The organism is Flavobacterium sp. (genome assembly GCF_039916025.1).
In the GTDB taxonomy this organism is placed as follows: Bacteria; Bacteroidota; Bacteroidia; order Flavobacteriales; family Flavobacteriaceae; genus Flavobacterium.
The window spans coordinates 1-13,158 of the sequence record NZ_JBDSMB010000089.1; the positions used below are offsets into that span (position 1 = coordinate 1).

Here is a 13,158-nt window from a genome sequence, read left to right on the forward strand (position 1 = left end):
CCTATTGCTTTTGACATTGTTTATGTATTTATTAAATAGCTATTTAGGTTTGAATAAAACATTCTTTTTTCAGAGCGCAAAGATAATTTTTATAAATCGAATAATCAATAATTATTTTATAAAAAAAGGAAGATTTTTTTCTTCCCTGCTATAAACAAAAAACATCCCTATAAATAGGGATGTTTTGAAATGTTGTAAAATATCTTTTTTATAATACCTGAGGAAATAATATTTGGTATTGACCTAAATTTACTCCTTTAAAGTTTGAGCCATACTTTGCATTAATTGCTTCTAAAAACTTATTAGCAATCAAGGCGTAGCCTCTGGCACTTGGATGAACTCCATCAAGTGAGAAAGTATTTCCGGTAACATAAGTTGAAGTCATTGTATATCCGCTTTGAACCAGGCCAATAGTGCTCAATACACTCATAACTGCTTTAGCATCTACAAAAGCTAATTGATCTGGATTTGCAGTCACAGCATTCTGAATAGTCGTATTGTAAGCATCTGTTGCAATTTTAACTTCATCGATTTCTCTTTTAGATAAAACCCAATTGTCAGCCAATGGAACAGAAACTCCATTAACCTGTGCCGGATTTCCTCCTACAGTTGTTCCAATAAATCCTCTTGCAGGCAAAACAATTAAATCTTCGCTAGTTGCCTGGCGGTAAGATGGAATTCCAAAGCCTGTTAAATTGGTTAAATATTCGTCAACTATAACTACGCTGTTTGAAGTTGATGCAGAGAACGATATTGTTCTTTGAGCGACTTCAGCTGGAGTTAACAATCCGTTTGCCTGAGCAAACAACAAACCATTATTATACGCTGCAAAACCAGCATTTAACTGAGCAGCAACTGCGCTACTTAAAGGAACCGGATTGTAAGGAACTGTGGTGAAATAAGGCAAAGCACTTACATATGGTATATTAGCAACAACACCTTTTCTACCGCCTGCAGTTAATTTAGTAATTAAACTATTGTATGTAGCGTCAAAAGCTGCCGGTGACGTAATTGGATTAGTGCTTAGACCTCCAGAGGTTGCATAACTCAACACATCATTTCCTCCAATCCACAAAGAAAAGAAAGTCGGATTGTTGGCAAGCGCATCATCAACTACAGTAGCTGCCGGAGAAGATGCAAATCTAGCGAAATAAGGATTTCCGGCAGAACTTCCATAGCCAGGAAAATCTAAGTGCGTAACATTGGCTCCGGGAATACCAAAATTGTTGAATGGTCCGGTTAAATGTGCTGCAATATCTGTTGAAGAAACACCTGCTACCGGAGTTGGAATGTTTCCTGGCGCTAAATACAATCTTGGACCATATTGAGGAATCTGAGCTCCGCCCAAGGAAAAACCACCAATATTATCATTCATAAACGGAATAGCGAATTCACCACCACCAACTAAAGCAAACTGTGTTGATAAAATACTTGGATATGAATTTTGCTGACCTGCAATAAATAATGCATTGTCTGAATAACCCGCAGCATATGAATCTCCTAAAGAAACATATTTAGAAAAATCTGCTGAACCAGCTGTTAAAGGTGAACCGTCAGTTGAATTTGGATCAATAACTGCATCATCGTCACTATTACATGCTACAAAGGTTAACGAAACCAATAATAGCCATTTGAAATTTTTTATCATAACTTTTAAATTATATATTGTTATTGATTATTATGGATTAATTGTTATAGAAGCGTAGTATTGTTGTCCAATAGCTCCAGCTCCGATTACTTGAATATAGTCTTCTCCGAATAAATTATTAGCACCAACTTTTAAAACTGATTTCAATTTTGGAATAGCATAATTGATTTGCGCATCAAAAACCACGTTTTCAGGAACCATACCGTCAGCAAAAGAAGCTTGCCATAAATATTCTGTATTCCATCTTACGTTTGTGTTGAATCCAAAGTTTTTAAACAATTTTTGGTTACCCAAAGATGCTTTAACTCTATGTTTTGGAGTATTAAAACTCGGAATGAAACTTGGGTCTTCAGCTTGATCAAATGTATACTCAGCATAGTTATAATTGGCACTAAGTTCAAAATCTTTGTACACTTTTTTAGATAATCCAATTCCGAATCCTAATGAAGTAACTTCGGCTTTAGAATTGTTGTAAATCTGATAAACTCTTCTGTCACCATTTATAAGAGCCGCATATGTTTGTTGCACTGCCGTATTTGAAGAATCAGTACCAACAACTCCATAAAAAGGAGAAACAACTCTGGATTGATTTAAGAAGTCATTGTAAATATTATAATATCCGCTAATATCAACTGTTAAGTCATTATTAATAACCGAACGATAACCAACATCAAACGCCTGAACTTTTTCTGGTTTTACCAAATCAATGTCGGCAACTTCTAAAGCTGCAGGATTTCCTGTTGCAGCAAATGTCTGAAAAGAGGTTAATGTATAAGAATTAGTATAGGCATCAACTCCAGACATTGTGGCAAGTGCTTCACCGCCATTGACTATTTGGCCGGCTGCACTCACAGGAAGTGTTTCTACAAATCTTGTTAAGTTGTCTGCTGCGGAACCAATCAAAGCAAATGGCCCTAAATTCAAACCAATGTATAAATCCTGTGTCGTTGGATTTCTAAAACCGGTTTGATAAGATGCTCTGAAATTATGTTGCTTTTTATCTCCAGCTGAATACACCAATGAAAGTCTTGGAGAAACAAAACCATCAAAAAGTTCAGATTTGTCATAACGCGCAGAACCTGTAAACTTCAATCGATCGGCTAATTTTGTCTGAAGCTGTAAGTAACCTCCATATTCATCATATCTAATTGGTCCATCAAAATCTGTAAAGATTGTTCCTCCTGAATTCAATTCATATTCTCTGAAAGAACCACCTATCTGAATTTCAGAGTTTTTGATTAACTTTCTGAAGTTGTAGTTCCCTTCTGCATGATATAATTTGGATGCGTCTTTAAATTTAGAACCCGTAACTAAATCCGGATCAGCTGAAACAGTAGCTAATGCACTTGCAAACTCTGGCGAGCCTGGTAAAAATCTTCCTGTATCTGCAGTTGATCTAGCTATAGCGTGAGCTTGTGCAGGCGTAGCACCACCTAAAGTAGACTGTATGTATGCTCCAGCATATGTTCCAAACCATGTTTGGTCTGATTTCCATGCACGGTTTACATTCCATGCTGCAAAACGCATGTCATAGGAGTCTCCGGCATTTTCGTCAGTCATATATCCTCTAACAAAATAGTTCTTTCCTTTAAACTCAAGTCTTGTTTGATTGATGAAGAAATTCTTCAAAGAATATCTATTTGCTCCCTGATAAACGGTATTTCCTAAACCTAATTTATGCTGGAAAATAATTTCATTATCATCAGCCCATGGTTTGAAGTGTAAAGAGAAATCTGCCTTAACACTTTTTACTGTATTGTCATTCAAATCTTTTTCTGCATAACCTGTTCTGGCTACATTGTAATTTGGCAATAAGTTAACTGCAGATGCTGGAATCAATCCTACAGCAGCTAAACTTACCCCAACACTTTTGATATTGGTTGACACTTCGTCTCCATATAAATTTAACCCATCATAATTTGGATTTGGATCTGAACCTAAATTGTTAACTGTTAAATCTCTTCTGTCATCAGCAATCCACTCGGTACCTTTTAAGAATGTGAAATTGGCTTTTGCTGCAAAATGTTTGTCAAAAGCGTGTGCTGCTCTAATCCCAAAATCCCAATAATCATTTGTTCCCGCAACTTTTTGTGTTGTTTGACCGTATTTGAAATAGAAGCTCAACCCTTGATTTGTAAACGGGCTTTTGCTATTCATAAACATAATTCCGTTGAAAGCATTCGCTCCATACAATGCAGAAGATGCTCCAGGAAGAAGCTCTACATTGGCAACATCTAATTCAGAAAGGCCAACTAAATTTCCCAGCACAAAGTTTAAGGCCGGAGATGAATTATCCATTCCGTCAACTAATTGTAAAAAACGTGTGTTGGCAACTGTTGCAAATCCTCTTGTATTAATAGATTTGAAAGACAAACTACTCGTGTTGAAGTGTACTTCTTTTAAGTTTTCCAGACCGTCATAATATGTCGCTGCAGTTGTGTTTTTGATGTCTTTCTGAGTCATTCTTTCGACAGTCACCGGAGATTCTAAAACTCTTTCAGGTGTTCTCGATGCAGAGACAACGATTTCATCTAATTTATTTTCTTCATCATTTAGTGCTACACTAACATTTTGATTGGTTGATGTAACGCTAACCTTTTTTGCTCCGTAACCTACACTCGATATTTCGAGGTCAAAAGGAGGCTTTTTTGTGGTTGTTAAATTAAAATTTCCATCACTGTCGGTCACAGTTCCAGTACTTTCACCAGCTACTTTAACATTAGCTCCAGGAACTGGTTGGTTGTTACTGTCTTTTACCGAACCCGATATTGAAGTTTGCGCGAAGGTTATGCCGCAAAAAAACAATGAAACGATAAATAAATAAATCTTCATTTGGTTATATTTTTGTTGGTTTATGACGCCAAAGTACAAATATTTATTTTACATCTTCAAAAAACATAGGGTATTTTTATTAATAATTTAATTTAAAGTTTCTTTATCAGCAGACTCATTTTTATTGCTTTTTTAAGTTTTTATTAACGATTTGGCATTATTGATAAATAAAATACTATGCGTACATACAAAATGAAACTTTCATTAAATTAATCATAAAATTTTGAGCAAAAAAAAAGCGGGACAATGTCTCGCTTTTTATATATTTTCTGTTGATAACTTATTCTACCGTAACCGATTTTGCCAGGTTTCTTGGTTGATCTACATTACAACCTCTCAACACAGCAATATGATAAGATAATAACTGTAAAGGAATTGTAGTGATTAACGGTGACAATGCATCCGAAGTTTCAGGGATTTCAATAACGTGATCGGCTAATCCTTTTACCTGCGTGTCACCTTTAGTAACAACGGCAATGATTTTTCCGCTTCTTGATTTAATTTCCTGAATATTACTAACTACTTTGTCATAGTGACCTTGTTTTGGAGCGATTACAATTACAGGCATTTGCTCATCAATTAAAGCAATTGGTCCGTGTTTCATTTCAGCTGCTGGATAACCTTCGGCGTGGATGTATGATATCTCTTTTAGTTTCAAAGCACCTTCCAATGCTACCGGGAAATTATAACCTCTTCCAAGGTATAAGCAGTTGGTTGCATCTTTAAATTTGATTGCTATTTCTTTGGCTTTTTCATTAGTTGAAGCAAGTGCTTCAGCTACTTTTTCAGGAATAACTTCCAGTTCCTGTAAATAACGGTGGAAATCTGAATTTGAAAGTGTGCCTTTTGCTTTTGCCAAACGCAAAGCTATCATTGTCAATACTGTAATTTGTGTTGTGAATGCTTTGGTTGATGCTACTCCGATTTCCGGTCCGGCATGCGTGTAAGCGCCAGCATTAGTTTCTCTTGAAATGGAAGAACCAACAACGTTGCAGACTCCAAAAACAAAAGCGCCTTTTTCTTTGGCTAACTTAATTGCGGCCAAAGTATCAGCTGTTTCTCCAGATTGCGATATCGCAATAACAACATCATTTTTGTTGATTATCGGATTTCTATATCTAAATTCCGAAGCATATTCAACCTCAACAGGTATTCTTGCAAACTCTTCAATAACATATTCTGCTACTAATCCGGCGTGCCAGGAAGTTCCGCAGGCTACAATCATAATTCTTTCGGCATGAAGAAACTTTTCTAAGTTGTCTTCTAAACCTGCCATTTGAATAATCCCTTGATTTGCCAAAAGCCTTCCTCTGTAAGTATCCTTAATCGCATTTGGCTGCTCATAGATTTCTTTCAACATGAAGTGATCATAACCGCCTTTTTCAATTTGTTCCAAGTTCATTTGAAGTTCCTGAATGTAAGGATCAACTAAAGAATCATCTTTAATTTTTCTGATTTTCATCGGTTTATGAAGTCTGACAATTGCCATTTCTTCATCTTCCAGATAAATAGCATTAGAAGTATATTCAATAAAAGGAGATGCATCTGATGCAATGAAAAATTCTTTTTCTCCAACACCGATTGCTATTGGGCTTCCCAATCTTGCAACGATAATTTCATCTGGATTTTCTCTGTCAAAAACACAGATAGCGTAAGCTCCGACAACTTGGTTTAAGGCTATTTGAACTGCTTTTCCAAGTTTAATATTTTCTTTCTTTTTAACGTCTTCTATCAGGTTTACTAAAACTTCAGTATCTGTATCCGAAGTAAAAGTGTAACCTCTTTTTAGCAATTCCTTTTTTAACGGCTCATAATTTTCAATGATTCCATTGTGAATAATTACTATGTTCCCTGAATTGGAAACGTGCGGATGCGAATTGATGTCATTTGGGACACCATGAGTTGCCCAACGGGTATGTCCCATTCCGATAGTTGCTTTAGATGAAGCAATCACCTTAGACTTTTCTTCAAGGTCAGAAACTTTTCCTTTGGTTTTTGAGATTTTAATTTCTTTGCCATCACATAACATGATTCCGGCACTATCATAACCTCTATACTCTAATCTTTTTAGCCCTTTTATTACAATTGGGTATGCTTCTCTAAATCCGATATAACCAACAATTCCACACATAACATTAAATATTAATTAGGTTTTGTATAATAAATTTCTAGTTTCAATTTTTTATCATTCGGAACAACAGGACTTGTTCCGTATAAAATAGTTCCCAATGGGCTTAACACCGACATTGTTGGCGCGCTGCTCAAGTTACTGTTTGGAGTTCTTAGTTTAGAAAGCCCAACACTATTGATGTTTTCGGTAACTGATAATCCCAAACGAACATTCGTAGAATCATTTTTAACCAAATTTCTAACATAGTTCGTTATTCTTATTTTATACTTTTTCGCTCTTTTCCCTTTTCCATCACCTAGGTTTTCGGTTTGAACAATTCCGTCAAATATAGACTTACTCAGTTTTGGAAAAGTTCCATTGCTTGTGCCATCATAAGTATAATCGACCAAGACTTGCTTATTTGTCAAATCATATAAGAAAATACGATTAGGTTCAACAGGTAAATTTGTTGCCGGAAAAGCATCTGTCATTGCTGGCTTATCAACATAAAAAGTTAGATTCGCTTCATTGATTAACCAGCCATTAAATTTAATATCGTCTATCTCATCTGAAATTCCATTTGGAGTATTTACCAACGTATATTTAGGATTGGTAGCGCTAATCGGAAGATCTTCATTGTATGCAGGATTAAGAATATAACCTTTGACATCCGTTGAACCAAACAAATCAATAACAGCCATTGCTCCCTGGCCTCCTTTTAAGTAAAGTCTCGACGCTTCTTCTGAACTATTAGCTGCAGTTAAATAATTGGTGTTTTCATTAGAGTTTTGTAAAAGGCTAATCGTGTTTCCAGTAAAATTTAACACGAATGTTTTACTTAATCTTTCTAGTTTATATTCGTTTGCAGGGAGTGGAGTAGTTAAATCATCAGGGGTGATTTTATCTTCTTTATAGTAAATCGTAATTTTTCCGGCTTTGAAATTAATCATAGCCATATTACCCGGAGTCCCATTTTCAACTTTAAAATAGATTCCTCTGAAATAATTTTTAAAAACAGCGTCATTAGCTAATTGACCACTTGGAGCGTTTAATATTTTATCATAAAAAACATCCGTTCTTAAATGCAATCGCATTGAAGGTACAGATCTTGGGCTTGGTACTATTTTGGTAATCCCATCCGATTCATAGGTTGTTAGTGCATGCTCTTTTTTATCAAAATAAAAATGCTCGTTTTCGCGTCCATCATCATTATGTGTCCCTTCTTGACCCGTAGGTGGATTAGTTAGAGGCGCATTGTTTAACAAAACCGGAATTTTATTAGCATCAATCAGGCTATTTTGATCTGTATAAAACAATTGTGTTTCAGCCAAAGACTGATCAGGATCTAAATCTCTCAAATAATAATTAGATTGGTAAACACTCAACTTAAATTTTGAATTGGCACTACCAACATCAGCTCCAAAAATTGAATCTAACTCATAATCTTTCGTGTTATCCGAATTCTCTGTTTTTAATGTTTTATAATATGGAACATCCATAATCACACTATCAATAACAGGAAGCTCCACATAAAGTTCGCTATAGGTATTGTTAAATACAGGATTTGTAGATGAAAGTTCTAATTGTGTTACGAAGTTAGCTTCTGTATCTCCAAAAGCCGGATTCGAGTAAAATCCAAGTGCATTTATTGGTAAATTTTTTGAGGAAATTGGCCCTAATTTTTGATTATATGCTTTTATTGTTGCATCGGTATATTTTTCAAAACCGTAATGGTCATCGCCCACAATATCGGTTCCTATTTCATTAAAATCCTTATCGCAGGAAGCGAAAATTACAGTTATCAATCCAACAATTAAAATTGGGCGTAAAAATGTTTTTTTGTACATAAAAATTATCTGTTTTTTTAAGAAAGCATACTTTTATAAAAGTTTGTATATGCTTCTGCAAATTTATCTTTCGGGGCGAAAGGTAAAAAAGGTTTTCCCGAAGATTCTATAAATTTTGTTAAACTTGAAGACACATTTTCAGAGGCAATAATAACGCCATCCGAGTGTTTAACAGCTGCTTTTATAAGGTTTTCATAATTAGGTATTTCTAATTCCTGAATAGCATCCTGAGGAACTCCATCAAACTTTATCTTGTTTATCATTTCGGTATCTAAAGTACCGTCAAAAGACTGACTATATACTGAAGTCACAATCTTTGTTTCCGAAAACAAAGCTTCATCTTTATAATAATGTTTCATATAAATAGGCAATAAACTCGCCATCCAGCCATGAACATGTATAATATCCGGAACCCAGTTTAATTTCTTAACGGTTTCTACAACTCCTTTGGCAAAGAAAATTGCTCTTTCGTCATTATCAGGATACATAACGCCATCTTCATCACTAAAAGTCGCTTTTCTCTTGAAATATTCATCATTATCTATAAAATAAACCTGAATTCTTTCTTTTGGGATAGATGCCACTTTAATTATTAAAGGCATATCCAAATCGTTAACCACTAAATTCATTCCCGACAAGCGAATTACCTCGTGTAATTGATGCCTTCTTTCATTAATATTGCCATATCTCGGCATAAAAATTCTAATCTGTCCGCCTTGATCATTTATCATTTTGGGAACATCATACGACAGTAAAGAAACCTCATTTTCAGCCAAATACGGCACCACTTCAGATGATACATACAATATCCTCTTATCTTCCATAATATAATCTACTTTATTTATTGGCAATAAAAAACAGGCAAAAGTACAAAAATTTATGCAGTTATTTATGAAAATGGTAAGTTTGCAACTCATTTACTGAAAGCCAATGCTCCTTTTTAACACTCAAAATGAATTAGTCTCTCATCTTAATTCTGTTTCAAACAAAGAAACGTCTATTGGTTTTGTGCCCACAATGGGTGCGCTTCACGAAGGACATCTTTCACTATTAGCAGAAGCACTTCAACATAATTCTTTGGTTGTAGTGAGCATTTTTGTCAATCCGACACAATTCAACAACGCCGAGGATTTGGCAAAATATCCCAAAACATTAGACAAAGACATCGAAAAAATAAAAACTGTTTCTGATGATATTATTGTCTTCGCGCCAAGCGTTGATGATATTTATGAAGGCAAAACTGTTTCGCAGCATTTCAATTTTGACGGTTTGGAAAATCAGATGGAAGGCAAGTTTCGTCCTGGGCATTTTGACGGAGTTGGGACTATCGTAAAACGATTATTCGAAATTGTAAAACCTGCCAATGCCTACTTTGGAGAAAAGGATTTTCAGCAATTGCAGATTGTCAAAAAAATGGTGGAGAAAACAAAACTACCAGTCAACGTAATTGGTTGCCCAATTTTTAGAGAATCCAATGGTTTAGCGATGAGTTCACGCAACGAAAGATTATCAGATGCTGAGCGAAAAGAAGCAGCGATTATCTATAAAACAATATCTCAGGCAAAAAAACTATTCAACACAAAATCAGCAAAAGAAGTAACCGAATATGTTGCAAAAACATTCGGGAAACATGAGCGCTTTGAATTAGAATATTTCCAAATTGCAGACGAAGCAACCTTATTGCCCTGCATCAGAAAAAGCTCTGTCAAAAAATATCGCGCTTTCATCGCAGTTTTTGTTAACAAAATCAGATTGATTGATACGATTTCATTAAATTAATTTACTTTTGCGCCATGCAAATTGAAGTAGTAAAATCTAAGATTCACAGGGTAAAAGTTACCGGCGCCGATTTAAATTATATTGGCAGTATCACTATTGACGAAGCCTTAATGGAAGCAGCAAATCTGATTGAAGGTGAAAAAGTTTCTATCGTAAACGTCAATAACGGAGAACGTTTTGACACTTATGTTATCAAAGGCACGAAAAATTCTGGTGATATTACACTAAATGGTCCGGCAGCCAGAAAAGTTCACAAAGGCGATATTATCATCATCATGTCTTATGCTTTAATGGATTTTGAAGAAGCAAAAAACTTCAAGCCGTGGTTGGTTTTCCCAAACGAAACTAATAATTCCCTGACCTAAAATCTCTTGAAAAAACAAATCGGTAAATGGTTGACAGTTCTGATTCCTCTTTTGATAGGAATAGGAATTATATACTATCAATTTACCACGTTGACTTCTGAGGAAATTGCGAAGATAAAAGTCAGCTTTGAAAAAGCAAATTATTATTATATTTTACTGTCGCTAATGATTGCCTGCATTGGATATTGGTCAAGAGCCTATCGCTGGAAATACTCGCTAAATCATTTAGGTTATCATACTAAGTTTTCTAATAATTTTTTAACCGTTTGTGTTGCTTATTTGGTTAACTTAACCGTTCCTCGTTCAGGAGAAATTACACGTGCGGCTTTATTAAAAAAATATGAAAATATCCCTTTTGACAAGGCTTTTGGAACCATAGTTGCCGAAAGAATAGTCGATTTACTTATCTTTTTCCTTTTTGTTTTTATCGGATTTGTGTCTCAGTTTGATCAAATTTATCAATTCCTTTTGAGCCAAAACGTATCGTTGCAATCTTTGATTATTACTGGATGCGTTGGTTTGGTATTGTTCTTTGTTTTTATTCTGATTTGGATTTATGCCGAATGGGAAATCATCTTAAAACTAAAGAAAAAATTATCCGGATTGATTGAAGGAATTACGACAGTCTACAAAATGAAAGACAAATGGAAGTATCTTTTTCATTCGTTTTTTATATGGTTTTCCTATCTGGCCATGTTTTATGTAGCCATTTTTGCTCTGCCCGAAACCGCAGGAATTAGTTTCGACATCGTGATTATGGGCTTCATTTTTGGAAGTCTGGCAGTAGGCTTTTCGAACGGTGGATTAGGCGCTTATCCTTTTTCCATTGCTTTGATTTTTTCTCTTTACGGAATTACGAAAGATGTTGGAACCGCTTTTGGATGGCTGGTATGGACATCACAAACAATTTTAGCAGTTCTTCTCGGATTGATTTCCTATGTTTTGCTTCCTGTTTTAAATAGAAATAGATAATTTTGTTATATTGCTAGTCAATTTAACAGAAGTTCTATTTTAAACAAATCCCACGTCATGAAAAGAAATATCCTGCTTTTATTTTTCATTTGTTCCAATGCTGTTTTTTCTCAAAAAGTAATCGATTCCATTCAGTCTAAAAGACTAAATGAAAGTCGTGAAATCTCTATTGGTTTACCAGCTTCCTACGAAAGACATCCAAACCAAAAATATCCGGTTTTAGTATTGCTCGACGGCGATTTCCTTTTTGATGCTTTTCAGGGTGCTTTGAGTTATGGCAATTATTGGGACGATTTGCCTGAAGTTATTATCGTTGGGATTACACAAAATAAAAATAACGAACGCGAAGCCGATTGTGCCATTGACGAAACTACTGGTTTACCAACAGAAAAAGGAGAACAATTCTTTGAATTCATCGGTTTGGAATTGTTGCCTTATATTGAAAAAAAATACCGAACAGCGCCGTTTAAAATGATTGCAGGATTAGATACCACTGCAGCTTTTTTGAATTGTTATTTATACAAAGACATTCCAACTTTTGACGCCTATATTTCTATGAGCCCTGAACTTCCACCAGGAATGGAAGAGCAAATCCCGGATAGATTAGCAGCCATTCAAAAACCTATTTTTTACTATCATTCTTCCGGCGATGGCGATGTGAAAAAAATGCGAAACCGGATTTTAGCCTTGGACGAAGTAGCCAAAAAAATAAACAAACCAACACTCAATTACAGGTTTGACGATTTCAAAGGAGCATCACATTATTCGCTGGTTTTGAATTCTATTCCAAGTGCTTTGTATCAGATATTTTCTGTTTACCAGCCAATTTCAACTACAGAATTCAATGAAAAAATTGCAGTGCTTCCTTCTGGATATGTTGATTATCTATCACAAAAATACGATGTGATTGAAAAGTCTTTTGCGCTAAAATTACCTATTCGTTTGAATGATTTTAAAGCGATAGAAGCAGCAATTCTCAAAAACAAAGCCTACAACGAGTTTGATAAATTGGCACAATTGGCCAAAAAGAATTATCCAAAATCAATGCTTGCTGATTATGAAATGGGTCAGATGTATGAAAAAACAGGTGAGAATGCAAAAGCTGTTAAATCCTATATGACCGCTTTTCAACGCGAAGAAATAGGTGATTTGACCAAAGACATGATGATTGAAAGAGCAGACGAATTAAAGAAATCGTTGCCTAAAAAAGGGAAGAACGGAAAAACCGAACCTGTTATTGAAGAAACTCCAACAGATGCACCAGTTGAAGCAGCTCCAACAGATACTCCACCAACTGAAACTCCAACAGAAGAGAAAAAAAAGGAATAATGTCTAAAGTAAAAACTACTTTTTTTTGTCAAAATTGCGGAGCTCAATATGCCAAATGGCAAGGCCAATGCAATTCGTGCAAAGAATGGAATACCATTGCCGAAGAGATTATTCAAAAGGAAGAAAAAACCAGTTGGAAACCTTCAAGTACCGATTCTAAAAGAGTTTCAAAACCACTCCGAATAAAGGAAATCGATTCCACGCAGGAAGTTCGAATGAACACGACTGACGGCGAATTAAATCGTGTGCTTGGTGGCGGAATTGTTCCAGGCTCAT

The 13,158-nt window shown here is 35.3% G+C and carries 9 protein-coding genes and 1 pseudogene; 5 read left to right on the plus strand and 5 right to left on the minus strand.

What is annotated here, in order from left to right:
• Positions 1–208 precede the first annotated feature (208 nt).
• The 5 genes from ABIQ27_RS05990 to ABIQ27_RS06010 all read right to left on the minus strand — a co-directional run bounded on the left by ABIQ27_RS05990 (position 209) and on the right by ABIQ27_RS06010 (position 9,261).
• Positions 209–1,648: a G-D-S-L family lipolytic protein gene (locus ABIQ27_RS05990; protein WP_348032871.1), complete on the minus strand. Its 1,440-nt coding sequence runs from the start codon at positions 1,646–1,648 to the stop codon at positions 209–211.
• A gap of 30 nt (positions 1,649–1,678) precedes the next feature.
• Positions 1,679–4,480: a TonB-dependent receptor gene (locus ABIQ27_RS05995; RefSeq protein WP_348032872.1), complete on the minus strand. Its 2,802-nt coding sequence runs from the start codon at positions 4,478–4,480 to the stop codon at positions 1,679–1,681.
• A 280-nt stretch (positions 4,481–4,760) separates the two neighbouring features.
• Positions 4,761–6,611 carry a glutamine--fructose-6-phosphate transaminase (isomerizing) gene (gene glmS / locus ABIQ27_RS06000; protein WP_348032873.1) on the minus strand — a complete coding sequence of 617 codons (1,851 nt, stop codon included), beginning with the start codon at positions 6,609–6,611 and terminating at the stop codon, positions 4,761–4,763.
• A gap of 11 nt (positions 6,612–6,622) precedes the next feature.
• Positions 6,623–8,437 (minus strand): DUF4270 domain-containing protein, encoded by a 1,815-nt coding sequence (locus ABIQ27_RS06005; protein ID WP_348032874.1) that lies wholly within the window; start codon positions 8,435–8,437, stop codon positions 6,623–6,625.
• Positions 8,438–8,454: 17 nt separating this feature from the next.
• Positions 8,455–9,261, minus strand: a complete 807-nt coding sequence (locus tag ABIQ27_RS06010) for a glycogen/starch synthase (RefSeq protein WP_348032875.1) — start codon at positions 9,259–9,261, stop codon at positions 8,455–8,457.
• 106 nt (positions 9,262–9,367) lie between these two features.
• On the opposite strand from ABIQ27_RS06010, the gene panC reads away from it, so the two are divergent.
• The 5 genes and pseudogenes from panC to ABIQ27_RS06035 form a co-directional block, all read left to right on the plus strand.
• Complete coding sequence (gene panC / locus ABIQ27_RS06015; protein ID WP_348032876.1) at positions 9,368–10,216, plus strand: pantoate--beta-alanine ligase; 849 nt, start codon at positions 9,368–9,370, stop codon at positions 10,214–10,216.
• A gap of 14 nt (positions 10,217–10,230) precedes the next feature.
• Complete coding sequence (gene panD, locus ABIQ27_RS06020; RefSeq protein ID WP_348032877.1) at positions 10,231–10,581, plus strand: aspartate 1-decarboxylase; 351 nt, start codon at positions 10,231–10,233, stop codon at positions 10,579–10,581.
• Between the two features lie 6 nt (positions 10,582–10,587).
• Positions 10,588–11,553: a lysylphosphatidylglycerol synthase transmembrane domain-containing protein gene (locus tag ABIQ27_RS06025; protein ID WP_348032878.1), complete on the plus strand. Its 966-nt coding sequence runs from the start codon at positions 10,588–10,590 to the stop codon at positions 11,551–11,553.
• Between the two features lie 57 nt (positions 11,554–11,610).
• Positions 11,611–12,882, plus strand: a complete 1,272-nt coding sequence (locus tag ABIQ27_RS06030) for an alpha/beta hydrolase-fold protein (protein ID WP_348032879.1) — start codon at positions 11,611–11,613, stop codon at positions 12,880–12,882.
• A pseudogene (locus tag ABIQ27_RS06035) lies at positions 12,882–13,158 on the plus strand (DNA repair protein RadA); the annotation flags it as partial. The gene ABIQ27_RS06030 and the pseudogene ABIQ27_RS06035, both read left to right, overlap by 1 nt.